The following is a 24,459-nucleotide window of genomic DNA, read 5'->3' on the forward strand; positions in this document are numbered from 1 at the left end:
TTCTTTAGTTTAAAAAATTAACCTTTTGCTTTAGCAATGATTTCTTCAGCAACGTTTTGTGGAGTAGCCTGGTATTTCTCTAATTCCATAGAAGAAGTAGCTCTTCCTGATGAAAGTGTTCTTAGAGTGGTTACATATCCAAACATTTCAGAAAGTGGAACAGAACCTTTGATTACAACAGCTCCGTTTTTCTCTTCCTGACCACTGATGGTACCTCTTCTCTTGTTAAGGTCACCAATGATATTACCCATATATTCTTCCGGAGTTACAACCTCCAGTTTCATAATAGGCTCCATGATTACTGGCTTAGCAGCACGTCCCGCTTCTTTAAATCCTAATTTAGCAGCCATTTCAAAAGAAAGTGCATCAGAATCCACTGCGTGGAAAGATCCGTCTTTAAGAACTACTTTAATACCTTCAACTTCGAAACCAGCCAAAGGACCGTTTTTCATTGCAGCTTTAAAGCCTTTTTCAATAGCAGGAACAAATTCTCTAGGAACGTTACCACCTTTGATCTCGTTAATAAATTCTAAACCTATTTTACCTTCGTCAGCTGGTCCAAGTTCGAATACGATATCCGCAAATTTACCTTTACCACCAGATTGTTTTTTGTAAACTTCTCTGTGCTGAGCAACTTTTGTAAGATTTTCTTTGTATTCTACCTGCGGCTGACCTTGGTTTACTTCTACTTTGAACTCTCTTCTCATACGATCTACAATGATATCCAAGTGAAGCTCACCCATACCAGAGATAATCGTTTGTCCTGAAGCCTCGTCTGTTCTAACCGTAAATGTTGGATCTTCTTCAGCTAATTTAGCTAGAGCGTTACCCATTTTATCCTGGTCAGCTTTAGTTTTAGGCTCAACAGCGATACCAATTACCGGATCAGGGAAAACCATCGATTCTAGAACGATTGGGTTTTTCTCGTCACACATTGTATCACCTGTTTTGATAGATTTGAAACCTACCGCTGCACCAATATCTCCTGCCTCAATATATTCTACAGGATTTTGCTTGTTAGCGTGCATCTGATAGATTCTTGAGATTCTTTCTTTATCACCTGAACGGGTGTTCAAGATATAAGAACCTGCATCTAGTCTTCCAGAGTATGCTCTGAAGAATGCTAATCTTCCCACGAACGGGTCAGTAGCAATCTTAAATGCTAGAGCCGAGAAAGGCTCGTTTACGTCTGGTTTTCTTGTAATTTCAGCGTCAGTTCTAGGGTCAGTACCTTTGATATCATCTTTATCCAATGGTGAAGGCAAATATTTACATACTGCATCCAGCATAAACTGTACTCCTTTATTTTTGAATGAAGAACCACAAGTCATTGGGATAATAGATAAATCAATAGTAGCTTTTCTTAGAGCTTCGTTGATTTCGTCTTCAGAGATTGAATCCGGATCTTCGAAGAATTTCTCCATCAAAGTCTCATCGTAGTCAGCAACAGCTTCTACTAATTTCTCTCTGTATTCAAGAACTTCATCTTTCATGTCGTCAGGAATTGGAACTACCTCGAAAGTAGCACCTTGTCCAGCTTCATCCCAGATGATCGCTCTGTTTTTAATTAAGTCTACAACACCTTTGAAATCTTCTTCAGCACCGATTGGTAAAACGATTGGAACTGCATTAGATCCTAACATTTCTTTTACTTGTTTTACAACGTTCAAGAAGTCAGCACCCTGTCTGTCCATTTTGTTTACGAATCCCATTCTCGCTACTTTGTAGTTGTCAGCAAGTCTCCAGTTTGTTTCAGACTGAGGCTCTACTCCATCTACTGCAGAGAATAAGAATACCAATCCATCCAATACTCTCAAAGATCTGTTTACTTCTACAGTGAAGTCAACGTGTCCCGGTGTATCGATGATGTTGAAGTGGTAAGGTTTAGTTTCAGCTACAGGCTTCCCTTGATCAGTTGGAAAGTTCCAAGAACAAGTAGTTGCAGCAGAAGTAATAGTAATACCTCTTTCTGCTTCCTGCTCCATCCAGTCCATTGTAGAAGCACCATCGTGAACTTCACCAATTTTGTGGTTTACTCCTGTATAGAATAAAATCCTTTCTGTAGTGGTAGTTTTACCAGCATCAATGTGTGCGGCAATACCAATATTTCTTGTAAATTTAAGATCTCTACTCATTTCTAATTAGAATTTAAAGTGTGAGAAAGCCTTGTTAGCTTCCGCCATTTTGTGAGTATCAGATTTCTTTTTGTAAGCAGCACCTTCTTCTCTGGAAGCAGCTACTACTTCATTAGCTAATTTCAAAGCCATAGACTTATCATTTCTAGCTTTTGAATATTTGATTAACCATTTCATTGCCATAGAAATTTTTCTATCAGCTCTGATTGGCATAGGGATTTGGAAGTTAGCTCCACCTACTCTTCTAGAACGTACTTCTACGTGAGGCATTACATTAGTAAGTGCATCTTTCCAGATTTCAAGTGCAGTTTTTTCGTTATCTCCTTTTTTAGTTTCTACGATATCTAATGCATCATAGAAAATTTTGAATGCGATTGACTTTTTACCGTCAAGCATCAGGTTGTTTACGAATCTAGTTACCAATTGATCATTAAACTTCGGATCTGGTAACAACGGTCTTTTTTTCGCTTTTGTCTTTCTCATTGCTTCTGTACCTTATTTAATGATTATTTTTTCTTTCCTTTTGCTGGTGCAGCAGCTGCCTGACCTGGCTTAGGTCTCTTAGCTCCATACTTCGATCTTCTCTGTGTTCTTCCATTTACACCTGCAGTGTCTAATGCACCTCTTACGATGTGGTAACGTACTCCCGGTAGGTCTTTCACCCTTCCGCCTCTTACCAATACTATCGAGTGCTCTTGAAGATTATGTCCTTCGCCCGGGATGTAGGCGTTGACTTCTTTCCCGTTAGAAAGTCTTACCCTTGCAACTTTTCTAAGTGCAGAGTTAGGTTTCTTAGGAGTGGTAGTATATACTCTCGTACATACACCTCGTCTTTGTGGACAAGAATCAAGGGCAGCCGATTTGCTCTTCTTGGCAAGCGTGGCTCTTCCTTTTCTTACTAATTGTTGAATAGTAGGCATTTAATTGCTTTTTATTTTAGGGTGCAAAAATAGGAATATTTTTTTAATTAACAAACACTTAGGTGTAAATAACATTTCTTACTAAAAATTAATTAACAGCTAGTTACGTTTAATCCATCAATATGACGGTTACATTTTTATCCCAGTTAAAATTCCTGATATTTTGTTGTAGCAGCTGAAAATTATCTCTATTAATAGAATATATAGATACCTCCAGCCTGGCAACAGTTACCTTATTTTTAATCTTTAGTACGGCTGCTTTTTTCCAATTTCCCGGGACATGCCCATGAAACCACCCATCATATACTACTGCTATATCGTATTTGTTTTTCAGACAGTAACGGGTAAGAAAATCTTCAAACTTATCATCAAAAGTTTTTCTATTCTCATTAAAGATAATGGTTTCCTCAGAGCCTAATCCAACAATATCCAACAATTGAATATCGGTATAATAGCTAATCGCTCCAATATCATTAGCCACTACTTTGGAGTTGTTATAATAAGTATGTAAAAACCTCGCAGACTGTATCTGCTGTTCATAAATATTTTTTCCTCCGTTATCAATTACTTTATGAGCGATCCAGCCTCTATAAATCAAAAGGAGAACATTCAGGGCAATCAGTACACTGATAAGAATTTCTGTTCTGCCATACTTTTTAAAATCCGAAAAAAGATCTTTAACTTTTGGTATAAGCGCCATTGAAAATCCTACAAGAAGATAAGCCTCATAGCGAAAAAGGCCTTTAAAATCCGCAAACATGGAATGACAGATCGTCGTTAAAGAAAATATAATAAGAAAAAAATTATTCTCAACAGCCTCCCGGAACGTTTTGCTTTTTAAATCTCTACCTATAAAGATGGTACACAATAAAAGAGGAAACAGACCTATTTTATAAAAGCTGATATTCAATAAAAAGTTATCGAATACAATGGTTTTAAGCTGAATCAGAAAATGTGAATCGAAACTCAGTTTTGTTCCTTTTACCACCACAGAATTGGGGAAAAAGTAACCAGACTGCTGATTATTAAAATAACAAAAAATAAGAATCGGGATAAAGCCAGCCAGCAGCACTCCAACTGCGTCCTTCCATTTTTTAAGTAAGATCAGAACAAAAGCCATTACTGTAAAATAAAACATACTTTCAAAGCGCGTAAGTCCCATCAATAGAATGGTACTATAAAAACCAACAAGTGCCCATTTATTTTTATTCCACCGGAAAAAACAAAAGATATTAACCACAAAAAGAAACACCTGAAAGATATGTTCCATCCCGGCAAGCAGTTGTAAATGAAGAACTGCAAAAAATAACGTGAAGGTTACCGAAAAAAATGTTTTTTTTACATCATTAAAAATGTCTTCATAATATTGGGTAAGAAAATAAATAATCCCGACACTGAAAACAGCATTAAAATACAGCGGAATCTGATCATTATTCCCAATCACTTTAATTAAAACACTGATGATAAATGTAAATAATGGCGAAGAAGAGGCGGAAGAAAACTTATATTCTGTAATTCCCCAGACATTGTGGAGCGCAAAATTTTTCGCCACTGCTAAATGAATATAGGCATCATCCAAAAGATAAACATAATGACCTCCTGTTTTTGAAACCGAGTTTATATAGTATGATAAACACACCGTAAAAAAGACAGCAAATGACATAAAAAAACTTCTTAGTCCTATATTTCGGAATGACTGCATTTTTAAGATCAATTATAAAAATATCAAAGATAAGTATCATCAATCGTAAACCTGTGTTTTCGGCATAATATTTTCTAAATTTGTTAGTATAAAAAATAAACCTATGAAAAATGCAAGCATTATCGGCCTGAAAGAAGCTGACTGCAAGAATATTTCAGAAAAATTAAATATTCTTTTAGCCAATTATTCAATATTTTATCAAAACACAAGAGGTTCACACTGGAATATCAAAGGAGATCAGTTTTTCACCCTCCATCCTAAGTTTGAGGAACTGTACAACAGCCTTGTATTGAAGATCGACGAAATCGCAGAACGAATCCTTACACTAGGTGCCACGCCAGCCCACAACTACTCAGACTATTTAAAAGTAGCTACCATTAAAGAAAGCAAGGAAGTAACAGATGCTAACAAAAGTGTTGAGCTTATTCTGAATTCTTTCAAAGTAGTAATCGATCTGCAGAGAGAACTTCTGGACATTACAGATGCTGCAGGAGATGAAGGAACCAATTCCCAAATGAGCGACTACATTACTGAACAGGAAAAAGAAGTATGGATGTACAATTCCTATTTAGGGAAGTAACCTAAAAAATCAACTGATTAAAAAAATCGTCTTACATTTAGGCGATTTTTATTTTAAATAACTATATTTGCGTTAAAATTACACATATTATGCACGACGTTCGATTAAACTCTATTCTGGATAACGATTTCTATAAAATAACGATGCAAAATGCAGTGGTAAAATTATTTCCAAGCTCCATTGTAAAATATGAATTCATCAACAGGGGAAAGCATCAGTTTCCGGAAGGTTTTGATGTTGCCTTAAAAGAAGCGGTCAATAAAATGGCAGAATTAAAGCTGACCAAGGAGGAAAAAAAATTCATGGCAAGAACCTGTCCATATATAGACCTCCCCTATCTGGATTTCTTGGAAGGTTATCATTATGATCCGTCTGAAGTAAAAATACGCCAGGAAGGCAGTGAGCTTTCCGTAACCGTTGAAGGACTTTGGTACAGAACCATTCTTTGGGAAGTTCCCCTTCTTGCTTTAATCAGCGAGCTTCATTACGAAATGAATCATATGGAAAGAGATTCCAATGAGATCGTTATGAACAGAACACTGGAAAAAGCAGATTCACTGGCGAGATTAGGGGTAAATTTCGCAGAATTCGGAACCAGAAGAAGACATTCTTATAAGGTACAGAATCTGGTAATGGAAGCTTTAACACATAGTAAAGAATCAACTTTTATCGGAAGTTCTAATGTTCATTTTGCCATGAAATACGGAGTGAAACCGATTGGCACCCACGCGCATGAATGGTTTATGTTCCATGCCGCTGAATATGGATTCAAAATGGCCAATGAAATGGCCCTTGAGCATTGGGTGGATGTTTACAGAGGCGACCTTGGAGTTGCCCTTTCAGACACGTATACCACAGACGTTTTCTTCCAGCAGTTTGACAAGAAATTTGCCAAGCTGTTTGACGGCGTTCGTCATGACAGCGGTGATCCATTGGAATTTGCAGATAAAACAATAGCCCACTACATTAATAACGGAATCAATCCTTTATTTAAATACATTATCTTCTCTGATGCTCTGAATCTTGAAAAGGTAGAGGAAATCACCAATTACTGCAGAGGAAAGATCGGGGTCTCTTTCGGGATCGGGACCAACCTTACCAATGACGTCGGGTTAAAACCAATGAATATCGTCATGAAACTGATCGGAGTACAGGCACCGAATAAGGAATGGATTCCAACGGTAAAACTTTCCGACGAACACGGAAAATACACCGGTGATCCGAAAATGATTGAATTGGCTAAGGAATTTTTAAGAATAAAAGATTAGATTAGATTAAATTCTAGATATCAGACGTCAGATTTCAGATAACAGACTCATCATAAACCATTGCTATGAAATTAAAAATTTATTTATCCCTCACTCTTTTAGTGGCAGTTTTATCTTTTGCCCAGGAAAAGAAAACAGAAAAACCAACATTCAACCAGGAATTGGCAACATCTCTCGGTGCTGATAAATACGGAATGAAACCCTACACAATCGTAATGCTCACTACCGGCACTACAAAAGTTGATGACAAAGCCAAGATGGGGGAACTGATGAAGGGACATATGACAAACATCGGAAAGCTGGCTGATGAAGGAAAAATTGTGGTGGCCGGACCTTTTATGGAACAAAACAAAGAAAACTATCGCGGTATGTTTATTTTCAACACAAAATCCAAAGAGGAAGCTGAACAATGGGTAAAAACTGACCCTGCCGTACAGGCCGGGATCTTCGGCTATGAAATCTTACCTTGGTATGGATCTGCTGCACTGCCTTTGTATTTAAAATACCATGGGGAAATATCTAAGGAAAATCCATAAAACATCTTCCTTAAAAATATCAACTTAAAATAAATCATTATATAACTTCATAGTGATTTATTTTTTTAGTACCTTAGAGCTTCATTTTCAGAAATATACAAATTAAAACCATCAAAAAATTAATTCCATGAAAAAAACGAACCTATCCAAACTATCGAGAACAGAACTGAAAGAAATATTCGGAGGGTATTTATATCCGGCACAATGCCCGGGAGGATGCCCTGGTGAAGCCATGATCAGATGTCCTGACGGTTCAACCACTATGACGAATTTTATATGCATGGGTGGAAGATGCGAAGTAGCCGCAATATGCAAACCATTGGTTCTTGAGCCTTTTCCAGATCCGATCACCATCACTCCATAATCTGATCAACAAAAATAAAGTGAGCTTTCCGGCTCACTTTTTCGTCATTAAAAAGATCACCCTACTCGTTTTCAAAGCAATACACCACTGATTAGAGGTTTTTTATTATCTTTAAATAAACAAAACCCGCGCCATGAAAACCATTGAAGAAGTACTGAAAAAACTGGATGAAATCATCATCTGGAGCAAAGAAAACCAAAGCCCGGCCGGATATTTCGCATGCACATACCGTATTATGACCGCGCAGGTGTTAAAAGGAATTCAACAGAAGAAATTTGAAGACAATCCGAGAATGATCCTGCTCGACATCGCTTTTGCGCAAAGATATTTGGAAGCCTGGAAAAATTACAGCAAAGGGGAAAAATGCACCCAATCATGGTACATAGCTTTCGAAGCCGCAAAAAATAAAAATCTTTTGATTTTACAGCATATTTTCCTGGGAATGAATGCCCATATTAATCTGGACCTAGGGATTTCTGCAGCTACGGTGATGCCCTACCGCAAAATAAATCCGCTTAAAAAAGATTTTGAAAACATCAATACGGTCATAGCGTCGATCAATCAACAGGTCCAGGACTCTTTGAATACCATATGTTACCCTGTCAATCTCATTGATAAAATTTCCAACGGAAAAGATAACGCCATTCTGGATTTCGCCATTTCCAAAGCAAGAGAAACCTCCTGGGCCACAGCAATTATTGCATCCAACACGCCCAACTTCTTAAGAGAACCTGTCATCCATATTGTAGATTATGCCGCAGCAAAAGTGGCCTCTCAGATCCTAAATCCTAAAATACTGACTCCGGCTCTGACTAAAGAATTGAAAAAATGTGAGAGCACTGATGTGGTGAAGAATATTGAAATATTATCCGGAACGAAAAATATTTAATATAGAATCATATGATGAAATTTTGATGGGTTTCCGTAAAAAGAATCAATTTTTCTTTTTGTAATTTTGAAACATGGAGATGACCTATTTAATTATCGGATGTATTGCCGGTGGAGTTCTGGGAGCTGTTATTTTGTATTTTGCCTTAAAATCGTCTACGGTTTCAAGAAGTTCTTATGATGAGCTGAATAATCTGCATATCAAAAACAATTCAGACCTGGAAAATCTTAATCTGAAAGTCCAGGAACTGAGCCAAAATATAAACAGTGAAAAGGAACTAAACCAACAGCAGGCCGATCTCTTAAACGATCTGAAAAATGAATATGCAAAAATTTCGGCAGAACATGCTTCTTTAAATTCCCAATTTTTAGAACAGAAACAGCTTAATTCAAAACAAATTTCCCAAATAGAGAATCTTATCTCTGAGAAGCAGCATATTTTTGCTAAAAATTCAGAACTTACCGCTAAAAACGACAGCCTGCAGCAGTCTCTTGATAATCAAAAGGAAGAGATCATTAAAATTCAGGAAGAATCAAAGCTGCAGTTTGAAAACCTTGCCAATAGAATTTTAGAGGAGAAAACAGAAAAGTTTACCACCTTAAATCAGAATAATTTAAAAAACATTCTTGAACCTTTTCAGGAAAAGATCACTGACCTTAAAAATAGGGTAAACGAAGCTTATGAAAAGGAAAATAAGGAGCGTTTCTCTCTGGCAGAAAAAGTAAAAGAGCTTGCTGAACTGAATCAGCAGATATCAGAAGACGCGAAAAAGCTGACAAGAGCTTTAAAAGGAGAAAGCAAAACCCAGGGAAACTGGGGAGAAATGATCCTTGAAAGCATTCTTGAAAAATCCGGACTTGTAAAAGGAAGGGAATATTTCCTCGAGCATGAACTTCGCGATGAAGATAATAAAGCATTGTTCTCCGAATTCTCCGGCAAAAAAATGCGCCCTGATGCGGTTGTAAAATATCCGGATGAGAGAAATGTGATTATTGATTCTAAAGTATCTCTTACTGCTTTTACGGAATTGGTAGATGAGAATGATCAGGATGTTTATGCGATGAAGCTTAACCAACATTTGGGATCCATCAAAAATCATATTCTTCAGCTGAGTCAGAAAGCTTATGATGATTATGGAAAATCTTTGGATTTCGTTATGATGTTTATTCCAAGTGAACCGGCTTATATTGCCGCCATGCAGGCGGACCAGAACCTTTGGAACTTTGCTTATGAAAGAAGAATCCTTCTGCTGAACCCGAGCAACCTGATTACTTCCTTAAAGCTTATTGCAGATCTATGGAAACGTGAGTACCAGAACAGGAACTCTATGGAAATTGCCGATCGCGGAGCAAAGCTGTATGATAAATTCGTTGGGTTTGTGGAAAACCTTGAGAAAGTCGGGAAAAATCTCGACCAGGCTAAAAACGTATACAACGATGCTTACAAACAACTTTATACCGGAAATGACAATCTTGTTATCCAGACTCAGAAACTGAAATCTCTGGGTATTAAAAACAAAAAAGATTTACCGCAAAGTCTTATTGATAATGGTAATTTTTTAGAAACAGAAAATTAATCTCATGAAAAAAAGTCACATCATTTTAGTAATCAGTATTCTCCTATTCGTAATTTCTTTGGCTTTGCCCGCGGTGTTTACAGGAAAGGATAATGAAATGTATGGTTTGGCTCTTTTTCTGCTTGGGTGGGCTGATCTTTCCGGAGACGGAACTTCATGGCTAGCGAATCCTATTCTTTTGTTCTCGTGGATTTTCCTTTTGGTCAAACAGCCTAAAATTGCAGCTTTTTTAGGTTTGCTTTCTGTAGGTACAGCACTTTATTATTTTACGGAAACCGAAATAACCGTCAATGAAGCAGGACATAAATCTGCTATTACTTCCTACGGACCTGGATATTACCTGTGGCTGGCGAGCTGTGCCACCATGTTTGTCGGAAGTTTGCTTCTCCTGCGTTCCAGACCGGATTCTCAGACGGGTTTGAAAAATTAAACTCTAAAAATTATTGTATGTTTTCCTTTGTAGCCTATCCATATCCCAAATCTGATTCATATAAAGAGATTCTGCTTTCATCGATTACTGCCGGCCTTTTAATCTATATATTTCTGATTGTTTTTCAACCTTTTGGGACAGAAAGTTTCCGGCATCAATATAAATACCTATTGCTTTTTCCCTATTCTGTTATCTTTGGATCAGTTTTTTTTGCTGCAGAACTTAGTATTATTCGTTTCAGAGACTGGAACATCTGCTCCGAATTGCTGAAGGTGGCAGGTATTCTTTTTTCAGCCTCTATCCTATCCTATTTCTACAATACTTTGTTCATAAGTCATGTTACACTGAGCTTTAGCAACTATCTCTATATGTTTCTGTATTGTCTGGCTCTGGGAATCCCAATTTCAACTATTTATATATTGTCGAGATATATCTATTTAAAAAGAACCCACGAAAAAACCGCAGAAGAGGTTTCCCAACAGCTTGCAGATCATCATAGCCTAATTGTTGCCACACTCAGTAAAACATTAGATATTTCTGCAAATAATACAGATTTGCAGATTCCTGAAGAAAACTTTATCTGTGCACAGTCTATGGAAAACTACTGTTCAATTTATTTTTCGGAAAATGGGCAGGTGAGAAAACTTGTGGTCAGAATAAGCCTCTCAAACCTTTTGAATCAGGTTCAGACAGATTCTATAAAAAAATGTCACCGTTCTTATATTGTTAATTTAAGCCAGGTCAAAAGTCTTAAAGGAAATGCACAGGGCTACAGACTTTTTCTTTCTGATATTGACTTTGCAATCCCCGTTTCAAGAAGCTTTATTTCGTTGATTATTCCAAAAATAAGATCATTAAAAGTCTGATATTTGCTGATCGTCACATTTTTTTGTCATTCATCACTTTCATTTGACCAGCATTACTGTAATCTTCATTTTTGTTCAAAATTATAAGCAATGAACAAAACTATTTCCTTCTTCTTTTTTTTTATTCTGGGGTTTTCTGTCTACTATTTCGTTGATCTTTTTTATTTTAAAAGTATTCAAATTTTCATTAAAGGATTATCCGGAAGTAAAGCTGTCGCTCATGTTGCAGCATACTGTATCACAATGCTCCCACTTATCATTACTTTAAAAATCATATTCCCGGAGAAGAATATTACCACCCTTTTTTCAATCAACAAACCCATTCTAAAAGGTTTTTCCATAGCTTTTATGGGCACACTTCCCATGCTAGCCGGCTATTTTATCTATTTTAAGCTGGTACAAAGTATTAGTTTTCAATCCCTATTCATTAACAGCATTTCATCCCCCTTTTTTGAAGAACTTATTTTCAGGGCATTTCTTATAGGGATTCTATACAGATTTACCAGGCTGGGATTTATTACTTCTGCTTTATTCGGATCATTATTGTTTGCCCAGGTGCATTTATATCAGGGCAGCAGCTTCACAGAGCTTACTGAAATATTTCTCATTACCTTTTTAGGTTCAGTCTTCTTTTCATGGGTTTATTTTGAAACTGATTTTAATCTTTGGACAGCAATTTTTCTTCATCTTTTTATGAATCTCTACTGGGAAATATTTAATGTTTCAGACAGTGTTTCAGGCAATATGTATGGAAATTTATTTAAAGTTTTATCCATTTTGCTCATCATAGCTCTGGTTATCTACAATAAACGCAGGAATAAAATACCATTTCAAATTACTGGAAAAAACCTTTTCATTAAAACCAGGCAGACGTAATCACAAATTTTACATAATTTTGCAGCATGCTGATAGAAAGTTTTCAAAACGATAAAATAAAAAATGTCACCAAACTTCTGGCTGACAACAGGTTCCGTAAAAAATCAAAAGTTTTTGTGGTTGAAGGACAACAGGAAAATGAAAGGGCTTTACAGTATAATTTTGAGCCTGCCGAATTTTTTATCTGTGAAAATATCTTTAAGGGAAAACTCCCGGAAGGTAAAATCCACTTTACAAGTGAAAAAGTATATGATAAAATAGCCTACAGAGGAAGCTCCGAAGGAATTATTGGAATTTATAAAACTAAAGATAACATCCTTTCATCATTTATTCCCAAAGAAAATTCGACCATCATCATTGTGGAAGGAGTAGAAAAGCCCGGTAATCTTGGTGCTATCCTGAGAAGCTGCGAAGCTTTCGGAATTGATGCTCTGATTGTAGCGGACGGAAAAGCTGACTTTTATAACCCAAATGTAATCCGGTCAAGCGTCGGCTGCCTTTTTGGTATGGAAATTTATGATGCTGAAAATGAAGAAACGCTTGAATTCTTACAAAAAAACAGTTTCAATATTTATACGACTTTTATGGATGAGACCGCTGAAGATCTTTATAGAAGAGATTTCAGGCAGCGTTCTGCCGTTTTATTCGGAACGGAACATTCCGGATTAAGTGATTTTTGGATTGGAAAAGGAAAAAATACGCTGATTCCTATGTCGGGAAGTATTGACTCTTTGAATCTGAGCAATGCAGTAGCCATTACCTGCTATGAATCTTTGAGACAAAAGAAGGGATAAAATCCTGACGTTGTTATTTAGCCAATGATATTGCTTTGCTTTGGCTTACTGTGAACGTGGTTAAGGTATAAGATTTAAGGTATAAAAAAACCGTCTCACTAGGTGAAACGGTTCTTTTATTGTTAAGCTTATGCTAGAATTACTTCTTAACAGCGTCTTTAACGTCTTTAGCAGCACCTTTAGCAGCATCAGCAGCACCTTTAGCAGCGTCAGCAGCAGCTTCAGTTGTAGCTTTAGCAGCATCAGCACCAGCAGCAGTTGTAGCAGCAGCAGCATCTTTAGTAGCGTCAACAGCAACGTTAGCAGCTGAATCAATTACTTTAGCAGCAGAATCAGTAACTATAGCAGCAGAATCAGCTACGTTAGCAGCAGCAGAATCAGTTGCACCTTCAGTAGAAGTAGCATCAGTTTTTTTACAAGCAACTAGAGAGATTGCAGCGATAGCAGCTACGAATAACGACTTTTTCATAATTAATTAAATTTAATTTTGTTAATATTGTTTTTATAAATTTCTTCTGTTCTGTTATTTGAACAAGACAAAGGTAGAGCAGATACAAAAGTTGTTTATGAAAAATAATTGTAATACCTTTGTAAAATAGTTTTACAAAAAAACAATACTGATAATCAACAATTTAATTATTTAATAAAATTGACAGATTTAGATCTATTACATTTTGAACAGCTAAAAAAAGATGTTCAGACTGAATTTTTAAAAGAATCCAACTCTTCCCATGATGATATTTCAAAATGGAAAGGGATAGATATTATATATTTCCAGGAAGACCTTCGCAAAAAAGCTAAAGGCAATATCAGTGAAAAGTCATTTTATACCTATTTCAAAACTTCGCCGGTCACCAAATTACCTAGGATTGACATGCTCAATTTATTGAGTATTTATGCAGGATACGACTCATGGTATGACTTCAAGAAACAGCATCTTTTTGCAGGAGAATTACTTCAGGAAAATGAAGATCTTGAACAAGAAGAAATTATAGAATTAGAAAAAACGGTCTCTTCTGCTCCTGAATTACCTAAAACTGAGGTTCAACCTCAAAAAACAGAATATCAGCCTCAGGAAAATATTGATTTACAAAAATCAATCACTGAAAACCAGACATTTAAAGAAAATACGTCTACACTTACCCAGACCCCAAAACAACCTTCTGCTGTAAGAAAAAATTTGCTTAAAAAAAATGCGTGGGCTATCATTACCTCAATTCTAATTGCCATTACCGGAGTTCTTGGATTTAAAGATCAAATATTTTCGAAAACATATAAATACTGTTTCACGGATAAAGACCGTGGTGTTTCGGTAATCAACACTCTTGAAATAAGAGTGATTAAAGAAAATGAATCTCCGCTTCTCTATAAATTGAAGCCCGGAGAATGTTTTTATTATTCTACTAAGGATAAAAATATCAAAATGCAGATTAGTGCTCCTTTCTATGAATATCTGGAAGTCAACAGGAATCTGGAAAATGCTCCGGATGAAGAAATGATTGAGCTGAAACCGGATGATTACAAGATGGCTGCCTATTATTTCTCCATTAAAGATGTAAAAGGAGGTAATCCGGAAGAACAGGTAGCCCTGATTAAACAGAAAAGAAACCAACTGGAAAACCTGATCAGCAACAATGCGGTTATTTATCAGGTGTACGATAATAAAACGTATGGTATAGAAAGGCTTGACAAGCAAAAATACATTACACTCGTAACAACACCTACCACATCTCTGAAAAACCTTAATGTTATAGAGATGAAAAAAGACAGTAAAGGAAAAATAGTATCTATTAAATTTAAAATAGCATCCACAGATGAAGAAAATAAATAAGTTTTTAATTTTCGCAGTACTTTTTTTAGCATTTATTTCATGTAACAACAAAAAGACGGAAGTAAGTGACCTGGATAAATTAAGAAACAGCACCAACATAAAAAGCTACCCTGTCGTACAGATGGACAGCATGCAGGCGATTAATTCCATCACCAAGCAAAAAGTACAGGAACTTCTTGATCTTTCTACATTATACTTGTCTGGAAATAGGAATACAGAGATTGACACGGTGATCTATTCACAAATGGAAAGTTATTTTCATAAGCCCGACTCTACTACATTCAAAAAACTATTCCATGAACTGGACAGCCTTAAAGTAAAATCGGTAAAAGTAAATAATCTGAATGTTTACAAAGAATTTTATAAAAAGGATACTTTAGATTATGCAAAATTTAATCTGGAATATTTTGATTCAAAAAATAAATCCCTGGGAACTTTTGAGAAAAACGCCCAATATATTCTGCTTTCTACCCCAATGATAAAAAAAGAGTTTAAATTCTATTTCTTAGATTTCTACTCTACCCCGTTAAAGAAAGACAGTACATCAGTAGGTGTTACCAAATAGTCAAGTGGAATATCATTTTCCCAGACATCATCGATATTTTCATCGGGGTTAAAGTAATTAACTCCGATTTTCTTTGTTTCAGAGGGAATCATTTTAAAAAAATCATCATAGAATCCTTTTCCGTAGCCTACTCTGTTTCCTTTTTTATCACAATACAATAAAGGCGTAATAACATAATTAAAACCTAAAAAGCCAGAATCTTCATTAGAAACAGGCTCAGAAATACCCCAATTATTAATTTCGAATTTTGTATCATTAAAAATCTCTACGGAAATTAATTTTGCATCAACAATCTTAGGCACAAAAACTTTGATACTCCGGCTTAAAAAATAATTAATGCATATTTGAGTATCAATTTCCTTAAACTTTTCGATTGGAATGAAAATGTGAACTTTCTGACCTGAAACTGGTTTAAAAAAATCAACAAAATTTTCAAAAATCTTTTCGGATAACAAGAAAGCCTCATCAGTTGACAAGGCTTTTCTTTTATCCATATATTTTTTTCTAAGTTCTGCTTTTAACATCTTTATCAGGCGTTTTTGAAGCTTAAAGAATTTTATATATTTTATCTGATAACCGAACTCTGAAAGGAAGTTCAAAAGTAATCTGATCTCCTTTTTTTGCTGTTTCACAAGGACCTCCGTTTGCGAAAAGTTCAGTAATAGTAAATTCCTGCTCACCAGTGGTCGGGCCTGAAATCAATACTTTATCCCCCACTGAAAGCTCTTTGTTTTCAATTAAAAACTGTCCGATTTTTGATTTTGTATAATAATGTTCTGCCTTACCGACCAATACTTTTTTGATGCCTATTTTTTGACGGATATTCTTTATTTCAGCTTTTGCTAAAGGCTTATTAGGAAGGTCTCCTGATTTCTTAAATTTCAGCGCATCAGATTTTCCTTTTCTGAAAACTTTATTACCAACCTGCAATCCTTTTCTTAATTTCAACTGCTCTTCCAAGGGCAAATGTATGATTTCCAAGCAGTCTGTGGAACAGCAGTTTTCCATCGCAGCTTTACATTCGTCACATTGAATAAATAATAAATGACAGGCATCATTCGCACAGTTGGTATGGTTGTCACAAGGCTTTCCACATTGGTGGCACTGCGCAATAATATCATCTGTAATTCTCTCGCCTAACCTATGGTCAAACACAAAATTCTTTCCGATAAATTTACTTTTTATTCCTTCTTCTTTAATCTGACGCGTATATTCAATAATTCCTCCTTCTAATTGAAAAACGTTTTTAAAACCCTGATGTTTGAAATAGGCACTGGCTTTTTCACAACGAATTCCGCCTGTACAGTACATTAACAGGTTTTTATCTTCTTTGAAATCCTGTAACTGTTCGTTGATAATCGGTAAACTTTCTCTGAAATTTTCCACATCAGGAGTAATAGCCCCTTCAAAGTGACCTACTTCACTTTCGTAGTGATTTCTAAAATCAACAACAATTGTATTCGGATCTTCAAGCAAATTATTAAATTCCTGAGCCTTTAAGTGAATTCCTTTATTGGTAACATCAAAAGAATCGTCATTTAAACCGTCGGCAACAATTTTATGCCTTACTTTTATGGTTAGTTTTAAAAAAGAGTAATCATCCTGCTCAACCGCTACATTTAAACGAATTCCTTTCATAAAATCGTAAACTTCCAGCGTATTGCGAAAAGCCTCAAACTGATCCGCAGGAACACTCATCTGAGCATTGATACCCTCATGGGCAACATAAATACGGCCGAGAGCATCGAGTGCATTCCAGGCTATAAACAATTCGTCGCGAAATTTTTGGGGATCTTCAATTTTGGCATACGCATAGAAAGACAACGTAAGGCGTTCCTTACCAGCTTCATCAATAAGTTGAGCTCTTTCTTCTGCGCTTAAGGTGTTATACAGTTGCATGCTATAAACGTTTTAAGTGAGAAAAATATTTTTGCAAATATAATCATTTTTCATTTGAATAAAATATCTGTGAATGAGTAATAAAGAGCCTTAGAATATTATGCTGATTTTGGATTAATTGTTGTAACTTAAAGCATAATTTCATTTCACTCCTTGTAGGAAATGTGACATTTTTTCTTTAATAATTTTTTAAGTTTTGTTAATACACCTTTTAAAATTATGACATAATGTATAAAATGACACAATAGCCGTTAAATTTTAGTTAAAATTGAAACATAGCATGTTAATTGCTTACTTATTTAGCATTAAATTTGTTTGCGAGAAAACCAAAATCAATAATAAATAAAAAGAAAGATATACAATGAAGAGTACTTTAAAAAAACTATTACCATTTGCAGTAGTGGGAGTTGTCTCAGGAGCTACTACCGTTGGGACACTACAATATTTCGGTCAGCATTCAAATAATGGTGACCAATCTTACTTCACCGCAGCAGCTCCCAACGCCTCATTTGTAGGAATGAATACCGGAACTGTAGGCGATGATTTTGTAAAAGCTTCAAAAACTACAGTTCCGGCTGTTGTTACCATCAAAAATTACCAGAGCAGATCGACGAGCAGAGCTTCAGAGCAGGATCTGTTTGATTTCTTCTTCGGAGATCCTTTCGGAGGCAGAGGCCAGCAGAGACAGAAGCAGCAGATTCCGGACAATATGCCATCAGGAATGGGATCCGGGGTGATTATTTCACCGGACGGATATATCATCTCCAATAACCATGTTGTTGCAGGAGCGAATAAACTGGAAGTTGTTCTAAGTAATAAGAAATCTTACATTGCAACCCTTGTGGGAACTGATCCAAACACGGATATTTCTTTACTTAAGATTGAAGAGAAAGGGCTTCCTTACTTAAATTTTGCCAATTCAGACAATATTGAAGTAGGACAATGGGTACTTGCAGTAGGAAACCCACTTGGATTAAATTCCACAGTAACGGCAGGTATTGTCTCTGCTAAAGGCAGGGGAATTGGGATCCTGGGAGGCCAGGGCAAAGCTGCTAATCCTATTGAAAGCTTTATCCAGACTGATGCCGCAATTAATCCGGGTAACTCGGGAGGCGCATTGGTTAACGTAAATGGTGATCTAATAGGAATCAACTCTGCAATCCAATCTACCACAGGATATTATCAGGGATACGGATTTGCTGTTCCTGCTAATTTAGCGAGAAAAATTGTTGAAGATATCAAGAAATTCGGAATCGTACAGAGAGGATTCTTAGGTGTTTCGTCATTAGACCTTTCTAACGATCAGCAGGTAATGGCATACAATAAGCAGTATAAAACCGACATTAAAGCAGGTTCAGGAGTATATGTGACAGGATTTGGAGATAACAGCGGTGCAGAGGATGCAGGTCTGAAAAAAGGTGACGTGATTACCAAAATAGATGCCTATGATATCACAGACTTCGCGGATCTTTCCATGTCTATCGGAAGTAAGCGTCCTGGTGATAAAGTTCAGGTGACTTATCTAAGAAATGGTAAGGTAAACACCACTACAGTAACGCTGAAAGACCAGAAAGGAGGAACCTCCACAAGAACTAAAGCTGACTTGAGTGTAACTGAAAAAATAGGAGCTGATTTTGATCCGCTTAATGAAAGATTCAAAACAGAATACGGACTAAACAGCGGCGTTGTTGCTAAAAATGTAAGTGAGGGAAGTGAGATGGCCAAAATCGGAATCGTGGACAACTATATCATTATAGAGATCAACGGTAAGCCTGTCAATTCACAGAAAGATATAGAAAAGATCCTGGATAAATACCAGGGCAATGTACAGGTGAAATTTGTGGATGACTACGGAAGAATCTATACAAAAGGATTCAAAATGCCTTAATGAATACAGACAATAGTCTTTTTATATCAACAAAAAACGCTGCAGGTTTGCAGCGTTTTTTCTATTTGGTTTTGTTCATTTTATCAGCGATCTTCTTTTTTTTATTCCGTTCATAAATAATCTCTACAATCTTACCTCCAATCCACGAAAACGGGAAAAATGTAAGGAAAATAGAGATTTTATAAAATGTAGGATGGTATGGAAATATAATAACATCCAGCATAGCTATGAAAAGCATAATGAAGCCGATAAGAATAGCATACGCTACTTTGGCATACTTTACAATAAGTGCAGTAGCCACTCCTCCTATCGTTGTTCCCAGCCCTGAAATAAACAGCAGAAAACCGAAAAATGCATTATCGTCTCTCATACTGTAAAGAAATCTCTGCCAGTGCTCAAAAGGAGCAAAAGCTTCGAAGGTGATCCATTGCGGAAAAACCCTTATACCAAGAGTAATAATAAGCCCGGCTATTCCAAGACCTACAAGAACCGCAATTGTATTTCTTATAAAATTCATTAATCCTGATGTGCAATCATAGAAATTTCAATATCAACATTCTTAGGCAGGCAAGAAACCTGTACCGTTTCACGGGCCGGATAGCTGTCTGCATCAAGATATGAAGCATAAATATCATTCATTACTGCAAAATCGTCCATACTTTTAAGGAAAATGGTAGCTTTTACTACATTTTTAAAGGTCATTCCCACCTCAGTAAGGATGGCTTCAAGGTTTTTCATTACTTGGTGCGTTTCCTTCTCAATTCCCTCTACCAGTTTACCAGTTGCAGGATCTACAGGAATTTGGCCGGAAATATATAAAACCCCGTTGGCCATATTAGCTTGTGAATAAGGCCCGATTGCTGCAGGTGCGTTAACTGTGTTGATTATTTGTTTCATATGTGGATATTTATTTTTTTCAAAGGTCATAATCTCATTACCATCATCTGCATTTGTTTGTTAAGAAATTTGGATGACAGTGATCTCATTAGAATTTATTTTGGTTGCAAATATAAAATTTATATTTACAATTGTCAATGTGATATTAGAAAGGTGCACCAGGCTGCGTAAAACTTCTGTCTTTGTATTTTAACGCATCGCTTAAGATATTAGCTTTGATACCGATAAAGAAGTCATATACCTTATACTGTCCGAAAGGAACCCAATTGAAGTTGATCGTAAAACTTCGCTGATCTCTGGTAAACCCGATTCTTGTATAGGCAAGATCTTTTGTCACAAGATCAAAGTGCGTACTTCCGTTGATATTCCAGTACGGAGTAAGCTTGATGCTGCCGTCCAGACCTACAGAAGCAATCTTAGTACCAAGTGCCGACAATCCTTTTGAATAGGCATAGTTGGCATTGATATTCAAAGTCCATGCCTGATCGAAATGCGCATAATTATCATCATCAAAGTAATAATTTTCATTCCTTATTTCTCCTTTTGCCGGATACTTTTTAGCATAATCTGTTTTCTCGCCAAAGAGTTCGCTGCTTAAAGGATATGAAAGCTGCACGTTGAAGCCCTGTACACTGAAATGTCCAAACTGTTCCGTTCTCACTCCCTGGGTTGCACCCGGAGCAAAAACAATTTTATAAGGATCCAGTGAAAGACTGGTATTCACATTTAATTTATTATTGAAGAAAGAAGACTGCCCGTTGATGCTGAATACAGACCATGGATGATCTTTCGCTGCAAAGTTGTAGTTCCCTGAAAGGTTAAGAGATTCAAAGATTTTTATTTTCTTTACGCCGGTAGAATCAGTTTTAGACTTTACTTTCATTTCGATATTGTTTCCAATATTAAAACCTAAGGCTCCTACCACTCCACTTGAAGGACTTCCCACAATTCCTTTCTCAAAAACAGAATAAGGAGTCAAAGCACCTTCTGCATTATAATAATTTTTATAATATCCGAAACCAGGACTCGAGAAATCCGGTGAATAAGTAAAGCTAAGACTTGGTGTCATCATATGTCTTACTGCTTCTACCGCAGAACCTTTTTTAAACTTCAGCATTCCATAAAGAGTGGTTTGCAGACTGGCAGATGAAGAGAACGTGGAATATCCGGCAATATTTTTCTGAATTTCGTCTACATCCGCATTCTTTACAGGATCATAATATTTTTTAAGTGTCTTGGTCGTTAAAGCATTATCAATATTGGCACTCAAACTGAATGTAAAATATTTGGCTACCGTTGTGTTGGTTCCCAATGCAATATTATTTTTCAGTCCTGTCTGCATCTTATCCCACATTGCTTTTGTAAAAAGCTCATTTTCCTGTGTACTTACAAAGTTCGTCAAATTAAAACCTGTGTTCACCGTAATATTTTCAAGAAGCCCCTGTCTCACTCCTGTTTTCGAACCAAACAGATAAAACTGATTGATCGCCACATTCATCTGAGGAAGACGAAGATCTGCAAGTCCGGTTGCAAAATTTTGAGAATATGATGCTGTCCCGGTAATAGTTGCAGGCAGCTTTAGGAATCTTTTTGTGACTGTTACCGCTGAACTCTGCTGTGTATTCAGGACATTCTGGTTGAAAATATAGTTGTTATTAAGCGGATTGTTGTAAAACTTAGTACTTACGATATCCACAGAAGCACTAAAGGTGAGGAAAGGATTTGCCTTTGTATCCTGAGTGTGTGTCCATGCAATTCTATATGTGCTGTTTTTGGTATAATCATCCAAACCTTTAATTCCTCTCACCATGGTTCCCACATCTGCTGTAAAAGTTCCTGAATACCTGTATTTCTTCAGATAATTCATCTGCGGCCTTAAGTTCCAGCTTCCTTTGGTATAGATATCTGCCAGTATTTTAAGATCAAAATGCTCTCCTATCGGCTGATAATACCCCAATCCGTTAAGAAAGAAGCCTACATCTTCCCTTTCTCCAAAACTCGGGATCAGGATACCGGCTGCCCTCTTTTCTGAAAACGGAAGAATGGCAAACGGAAGAATAAGAGGTGTAGGTACCCTTTCGATATACATCTGAATAGGACCTGTAACAATCTGTGATTTATCTTTAGTCTTAATCAGTTTGATATTGGATGCACGCATAAAGTAATCTGCCGCAGTATCTTTTTTCTTGATATAATACTCATCTGTAGTATAATCTGCATTTCTCATAGCAAAAACAGAATCATTATACTTTTTGGTTTTCTGTGCTGTAATTACTCCTTCGCTTTCTTCTGTCCTTGCATTATAAGCTATGGCCTGTTTGGTTTTTGTGTTGTAGCTGAATTCATTGGTTTCATATTTTTTACCAGCCTGAGTAGTAATTACTGGTTCAATGATCTTACCTAAAGAATCCTGTTTTCCACGGGCGTAGATCAGATTTTTGTTGTCATCAATAGAGATATAATCTGCATCAATCTGCATGTCCTGATATTTTACCTGGGCATTTTTATTCAGAAATGTCATTTTTTTCGGAACATCTCTACGCTGGTCATCCGCTTTTGTACGGAGAACATCATCTAAGGCTTCCTTTTTTACAACAATGGTATCCTTTTTGGAAATAGTATCATTAACCACATTTTTAGGCAATTTTTCAGGGGTTTTCTGTGCTAAAAAATTGTTAAAAATTAGGATAATTAAAATTTGTAATATATTTTTGAGGACGGTTTTGGCCAATTTTATTCTTTAATTAAGGCTCAAAATTAGTATAATTTTTAAAACTGTAAGATGTACAAACAAAAATTTAAAATAATTTTATCATTTCTCCTTCTTCTTTCCAACATTTTAATTTTTTCACAAAAGAAATTTACGATCGTTTTGGACGCTGGTCATGGGGGAAGTGACCACGGAGCGAACAGGACTTATGCAGATATCGGAAGGATTGCAGAAAAAGACGTTACACTTGCCGTTACTCTCAAAGTTGGGGCCATGTTGGAAAAAAACAGAGATTTCAAAGTTATATATACCCGTAAATTTGATGAATACCCTTCTCTTTCGGACAGAACCAATCTGGCCAACAGAAGTAAAGCTGATCTTTTTGTATCCATTCACTGTAATTCTTCACAAAGACCTACAGCCTACGGAACTGAAACTTATGTACAAGGACCTAACCAGAATGATGAGAATCTGGAAGTGGCAAAAAGAGAGAATGATGTGATCTTTCTTGATGAAAAAGACAGGCAGACCTTCGGATCTTATAATCCAAGCTCTCCGGAATCTCTTATTGCACTGAAACTTCAGCAGAGCAAATACCTTGAATCAAGTTTGCTGCTTGGCGGACTGGTGGAAGGTAATTTTGTCAATAAGGATAAAAGATTTTCAAGAGGTGTTTTCCAGAAAAACCTTCACGTACTTCGTATGAATGCGATGCCTTCTGTACTGATAGAAACCGGTTTCATTAACCATCCTGAAGAAAGCCATTATCTTGCTTCTGATAAGGGACAAACCGAAATTGCGGAAAGTATCTATAATGCCATCATCGATTATAAAAAAGCAATTGATAGAAAAACAGGCGGATCTTCTATTACTACCAAAAAACCTGAACCTGAAAAACCTGCTGAATCTCCTTTAAAAAATGATTTCAGGATTTTACTTCTCAGCTCTCCTGTTAAATACAATGACGGAGACCCGGCTTTAAAGGGCTTAAACTATATTCTCCCTATTAAGGACAACGGACAGTACAAATATTACTACGGGGTTACAAATATGGCTTCGATTAGAGATATCAACCTTAAAACAGCCAAGGATGCAGGGTTCAGAAATGCTTATGCTGTAGGATTTATGCCTAATCAAAAACTGCTGACGGGGTATTATACCATAGAGGTCTATACAGGCGACAAATTGAATGGCAATTCGTTTATTCTTCAGACATTAAAAGATGTAGAGAGAAATAAAGACAATGGAGTGTTTTATTACACCTATGGTAAAGTATATACTTTAGAGGATGCTGTAAAGCTTCAAAAAGACCTTGAATCCAAGGGAATCAAGAATACTATTATCCAAAAAGTTTTTAAATAACGTAAAAAATAATTTTGAAGTTAAAAAGTTAATCATTACTTTTGCAACCTCAAAATTTGGCCTATTCGTCTAGTGGTTAGGACTCAAGATTTTCATTCTTGCAACAGGGGTTCGATTCCCCTATAGGCTACTAAACTACACCCTTCAATCCCTGATCAATAAAAGGTTCAGGGATTTTTTTATTCCAAAAGTCAACGGAATCTCCACGAATTTTAAAAGAACTCTCGTACACGCTTTGTACAAGGCGAATTTCGAAAATCTTTTTTGATTTCGAAAATCTTCTTTCCTTTCGTCATCTTCTTGTTTCTTGAAATTGGTTCGAAAATATTCTATCGCTCTCAGGCACGGAAGCACCTTGAATTTGCTTCTTT

The 24,459-nt window shown here is 36.3% G+C and carries 24 protein-coding genes and 1 tRNA gene; 15 read left to right on the forward strand and 10 right to left on the reverse strand.

The features are described 5' to 3' along the window. Nucleotides 1-17: 17 nt before the first annotated feature. The 4 genes from fusA to DRF60_RS10690 form a co-directional block, all read right to left on the reverse strand. Nucleotides 18-2,135, reverse strand: a complete 2,118-nt coding sequence (gene fusA, locus DRF60_RS10675; protein ID WP_116012045.1) for an elongation factor G — start codon at nt 2,133-2,135, stop codon at nt 18-20. A 6-nt stretch (nt 2,136-2,141) separates the two neighbouring features. Beyond that, complete coding sequence (gene rpsG / locus DRF60_RS10680; protein WP_007839548.1) at nt 2,142-2,618, reverse strand: 30S ribosomal protein S7; 477 nt, start codon at nt 2,616-2,618, stop codon at nt 2,142-2,144. Between the two features lie 23 nt (nt 2,619-2,641). Further along, complete coding sequence (rpsL, locus tag DRF60_RS10685) at nt 2,642-3,055, reverse strand: 30S ribosomal protein S12 (RefSeq protein WP_002983146.1); 414 nt, start codon at nt 3,053-3,055, stop codon at nt 2,642-2,644. Nucleotides 3,056-3,164: 109 nt separating this feature from the next. Beyond that, a complete protein-coding gene (locus tag DRF60_RS10690; protein WP_123902668.1) occupies nt 3,165-4,718 on the reverse strand; it encodes a hypothetical protein in 1,554 nt (517 codons plus the stop codon). A gap of 142 nt (nt 4,719-4,860) precedes the next feature. On the opposite strand from DRF60_RS10690, the gene DRF60_RS10695 reads away from it, so the two are divergent. The 10 genes from DRF60_RS10695 to DRF60_RS10740 all read left to right on the forward strand — a co-directional run bounded on the left by DRF60_RS10695 (nt 4,861) and on the right by DRF60_RS10740 (nt 12,936). Beyond that, entirely contained in the window at nt 4,861-5,337 is a 477-nt protein-coding gene (locus DRF60_RS10695) for a Dps family protein (protein ID WP_116012047.1), read from the forward strand. A gap of 89 nt (nt 5,338-5,426) precedes the next feature. Continuing rightward, nucleotides 5,427-6,605 carry a nicotinate phosphoribosyltransferase gene (gene pncB / locus DRF60_RS10700; RefSeq protein ID WP_116012048.1) on the forward strand — a complete coding sequence of 393 codons (1,179 nt, stop codon included), beginning with the start codon at nt 5,427-5,429 and terminating at the stop codon, nt 6,603-6,605. Nucleotides 6,606-6,670: 65 nt separating this feature from the next. After that, nucleotides 6,671-7,141, forward strand: coding sequence for a YciI family protein (locus DRF60_RS10705; protein WP_116012049.1), 471 nt, complete (start codon nt 6,671-6,673; stop codon nt 7,139-7,141). Between the two features lie 127 nt (nt 7,142-7,268). Beyond that, nucleotides 7,269-7,505: a bacteriocin-like protein gene (locus DRF60_RS21000; RefSeq protein WP_123902669.1), complete on the forward strand. Its 237-nt coding sequence runs from the start codon at nt 7,269-7,271 to the stop codon at nt 7,503-7,505. 133 nt (nt 7,506-7,638) lie between these two features. Beyond that, complete coding sequence (locus tag DRF60_RS10715) at nt 7,639-8,394, forward strand: DUF5995 family protein (RefSeq protein WP_116012051.1); 756 nt, start codon at nt 7,639-7,641, stop codon at nt 8,392-8,394. A gap of 73 nt (nt 8,395-8,467) precedes the next feature. Then, entirely contained in the window at nt 8,468-9,970 is a 1,503-nt protein-coding gene (rmuC, locus tag DRF60_RS10720; protein WP_394337452.1) for a DNA recombination protein RmuC, read from the forward strand. 4 nt (nt 9,971-9,974) lie between these two features. Then, nucleotides 9,975-10,400 (forward strand): hypothetical protein, encoded by a 426-nt coding sequence (locus tag DRF60_RS10725; RefSeq protein ID WP_116012052.1) that lies wholly within the window; start codon nt 9,975-9,977, stop codon nt 10,398-10,400. A gap of 17 nt (nt 10,401-10,417) precedes the next feature. Next, a complete protein-coding gene (locus DRF60_RS10730; RefSeq protein ID WP_116012053.1) occupies nt 10,418-11,266 on the forward strand; it encodes a LytTR family DNA-binding domain-containing protein in 849 nt (282 codons plus the stop codon). 90 nt (nt 11,267-11,356) lie between these two features. After that, nucleotides 11,357-12,142, forward strand: coding sequence for a CPBP family intramembrane glutamic endopeptidase (locus DRF60_RS10735; protein WP_116012054.1), 786 nt, complete (start codon nt 11,357-11,359; stop codon nt 12,140-12,142). Between the two features lie 26 nt (nt 12,143-12,168). Further along, nucleotides 12,169-12,936, forward strand: coding sequence for a TrmH family RNA methyltransferase (locus DRF60_RS10740; protein ID WP_116012055.1), 768 nt, complete (start codon nt 12,169-12,171; stop codon nt 12,934-12,936). Between the two features lie 139 nt (nt 12,937-13,075). Here DRF60_RS10740 and DRF60_RS10745 read toward each other — a convergent pair whose 3' ends face one another. Next, complete coding sequence (locus DRF60_RS10745) at nt 13,076-13,405, reverse strand: hypothetical protein (protein WP_116012056.1); 330 nt, start codon at nt 13,403-13,405, stop codon at nt 13,076-13,078. Nucleotides 13,406-13,585: 180 nt separating this feature from the next. Here DRF60_RS10745 and DRF60_RS10750 point away from each other — a divergent pair, with 180 nt between their 5' ends. After that, entirely contained in the window at nt 13,586-14,767 is a 1,182-nt protein-coding gene (locus tag DRF60_RS10750; RefSeq protein ID WP_116012057.1) for a hypothetical protein, read from the forward strand. Continuing rightward, the gene (locus tag DRF60_RS10755) at nt 14,751-15,332 is read left to right on the forward strand and encodes a hypothetical protein (RefSeq protein WP_116012058.1); all 582 of its coding nucleotides are present in this window, start codon (nt 14,751-14,753) and stop codon (nt 15,330-15,332) included. Before DRF60_RS10750 ends, DRF60_RS10755 begins: the two co-directional genes overlap by 17 nt. On the opposite strand, the gene DRF60_RS10760 is transcribed toward DRF60_RS10755, so the two are convergent. Together DRF60_RS10760 and trhO are read right to left on the reverse strand one after the other, a co-directional pair. Then, nucleotides 15,281-15,856, reverse strand: coding sequence for a 5-formyltetrahydrofolate cyclo-ligase (locus tag DRF60_RS10760; RefSeq protein WP_116012059.1), 576 nt, complete (start codon nt 15,854-15,856; stop codon nt 15,281-15,283). The genes DRF60_RS10755 and DRF60_RS10760 overlap by 52 nt on opposite strands. Nucleotides 15,857-15,878: 22 nt before the next feature. Next, the gene (gene trhO / locus DRF60_RS10765; protein ID WP_116012060.1) at nt 15,879-17,231 is read right to left on the reverse strand and encodes an oxygen-dependent tRNA uridine(34) hydroxylase TrhO; all 1,353 of its coding nucleotides are present in this window, start codon (nt 17,229-17,231) and stop codon (nt 15,879-15,881) included. A 361-nt stretch (nt 17,232-17,592) separates the two neighbouring features. On the opposite strand from trhO, the gene DRF60_RS10770 reads away from it, so the two are divergent. Then, on the forward strand, nt 17,593-19,119 hold the full coding sequence (locus tag DRF60_RS10770; protein WP_116012061.1) for a trypsin-like peptidase domain-containing protein: 1,527 nt from the start codon (nt 17,593-17,595) through the stop codon (nt 19,117-19,119). Between the two features lie 61 nt (nt 19,120-19,180). On the opposite strand, the gene DRF60_RS10775 is transcribed toward DRF60_RS10770, so the two are convergent. The 3 genes from DRF60_RS10775 to DRF60_RS10785 form a co-directional block, all read right to left on the reverse strand. Next, entirely contained in the window at nt 19,181-19,636 is a 456-nt protein-coding gene (locus DRF60_RS10775; RefSeq protein WP_116012062.1) for a hypothetical protein, read from the reverse strand. After that, the gene (locus DRF60_RS10780) at nt 19,636-20,016 is read right to left on the reverse strand and encodes a RidA family protein (RefSeq protein ID WP_116012086.1); all 381 of its coding nucleotides are present in this window, start codon (nt 20,014-20,016) and stop codon (nt 19,636-19,638) included. The genes DRF60_RS10775 and DRF60_RS10780 overlap by 1 nt, the downstream gene beginning before the upstream one ends. 145 nt (nt 20,017-20,161) lie before the next feature. Beyond that, entirely contained in the window at nt 20,162-22,747 is a 2,586-nt protein-coding gene (locus DRF60_RS10785; RefSeq protein WP_116012063.1) for a putative LPS assembly protein LptD, read from the reverse strand. Between the two features lie 51 nt (nt 22,748-22,798). Between DRF60_RS10785 and DRF60_RS10790 the strand changes: the two genes are divergently transcribed. Together DRF60_RS10790 and DRF60_RS10795 are read left to right on the forward strand one after the other, a co-directional pair. Further along, nucleotides 22,799-24,088, forward strand: a complete 1,290-nt coding sequence (locus DRF60_RS10790) for an N-acetylmuramoyl-L-alanine amidase family protein (RefSeq protein WP_116012064.1) — start codon at nt 22,799-22,801, stop codon at nt 24,086-24,088. Nucleotides 24,089-24,146: 58 nt separating this feature from the next. After that, nucleotides 24,147-24,218: transfer RNA gene (locus DRF60_RS10795), tRNA-Glu, on the forward strand. Nucleotides 24,219-24,459: the final 241 nt, after the last annotated feature.

The organism is Chryseobacterium elymi, from assembly GCF_003385495.1.
GTDB classification, from domain to species: domain Bacteria; phylum Bacteroidota; class Bacteroidia; order Flavobacteriales; family Weeksellaceae; genus Chryseobacterium; species Chryseobacterium elymi.

What these genes read in the sequence shown, in the direction of transcription:
- DRF60_RS10775 (WP_116012062.1), bottom strand. Translation starts at nt 19,636, where the DNA reads ATGAATTTTATAAGAAATACAATTGCGGTTCTTGTAGGTCTTGGAATA.
- pncB (WP_116012048.1), top strand. Translation starts at nt 5,427, where the DNA reads ATGCACGACGTTCGATTAAACTCTATTCTGGATAACGATTTCTATAAA.
- rmuC (WP_394337452.1), top strand. Translation starts at nt 8,468, where the DNA reads ATGGAGATGACCTATTTAATTATCGGATGTATTGCCGGTGGAGTTCTG.
- DRF60_RS10755 (WP_116012058.1), top strand. Translation starts at nt 14,751, where the DNA reads ATGAAGAAAATAAATAAGTTTTTAATTTTCGCAGTACTTTTTTTAGCA.
- DRF60_RS10735 (WP_116012054.1), top strand. Translation starts at nt 11,357, where the DNA reads ATGAACAAAACTATTTCCTTCTTCTTTTTTTTTATTCTGGGGTTTTCT.
- rpsG (WP_007839548.1), bottom strand. Translation starts at nt 2,618, where the DNA reads ATGAGAAAGACAAAAGCGAAAAAAAGACCGTTGTTACCAGATCCGAAG.
- DRF60_RS10730 (WP_116012053.1), top strand. Translation starts at nt 10,418, where the DNA reads ATGTTTTCCTTTGTAGCCTATCCATATCCCAAATCTGATTCATATAAA.
- DRF60_RS10745 (WP_116012056.1), bottom strand. Translation starts at nt 13,405, where the DNA reads ATGAAAAAGTCGTTATTCGTAGCTGCTATCGCTGCAATCTCTCTAGTT.
- DRF60_RS10740 (WP_116012055.1), top strand. Translation starts at nt 12,169, where the DNA reads ATGCTGATAGAAAGTTTTCAAAACGATAAAATAAAAAATGTCACCAAA.
- DRF60_RS10690 (WP_123902668.1), bottom strand. Translation starts at nt 4,718, where the DNA reads ATGTCATTTGCTGTCTTTTTTACGGTGTGTTTATCATACTATATAAAC.
- DRF60_RS10790 (WP_116012064.1), top strand. Translation starts at nt 22,799, where the DNA reads ATGTACAAACAAAAATTTAAAATAATTTTATCATTTCTCCTTCTTCTT.
- fusA (WP_116012045.1), bottom strand. Translation starts at nt 2,135, where the DNA reads ATGAGTAGAGATCTTAAATTTACAAGAAATATTGGTATTGCCGCACAC.
- DRF60_RS10695 (WP_116012047.1), top strand. Translation starts at nt 4,861, where the DNA reads ATGAAAAATGCAAGCATTATCGGCCTGAAAGAAGCTGACTGCAAGAAT.
- DRF60_RS10715 (WP_116012051.1), top strand. Translation starts at nt 7,639, where the DNA reads ATGAAAACCATTGAAGAAGTACTGAAAAAACTGGATGAAATCATCATC.
- DRF60_RS21000 (WP_123902669.1), top strand. Translation starts at nt 7,269, where the DNA reads ATGAAAAAAACGAACCTATCCAAACTATCGAGAACAGAACTGAAAGAA.
- DRF60_RS10705 (WP_116012049.1), top strand. Translation starts at nt 6,671, where the DNA reads ATGAAATTAAAAATTTATTTATCCCTCACTCTTTTAGTGGCAGTTTTA.
- DRF60_RS10760 (WP_116012059.1), bottom strand. Translation starts at nt 15,856, where the DNA reads ATGTTAAAAGCAGAACTTAGAAAAAAATATATGGATAAAAGAAAAGCC.
- rpsL (WP_002983146.1), bottom strand. Translation starts at nt 3,055, where the DNA reads ATGCCTACTATTCAACAATTAGTAAGAAAAGGAAGAGCCACGCTTGCC.
- trhO (WP_116012060.1), bottom strand. Translation starts at nt 17,231, where the DNA reads ATGCAACTGTATAACACCTTAAGCGCAGAAGAAAGAGCTCAACTTATT.
- DRF60_RS10725 (WP_116012052.1), top strand. Translation starts at nt 9,975, where the DNA reads ATGAAAAAAAGTCACATCATTTTAGTAATCAGTATTCTCCTATTCGTA.
- DRF60_RS10780 (WP_116012086.1), bottom strand. Translation starts at nt 20,016, where the DNA reads ATGAAACAAATAATCAACACAGTTAACGCACCTGCAGCAATCGGGCCT.
- DRF60_RS10770 (WP_116012061.1), top strand. Translation starts at nt 17,593, where the DNA reads ATGAAGAGTACTTTAAAAAAACTATTACCATTTGCAGTAGTGGGAGTT.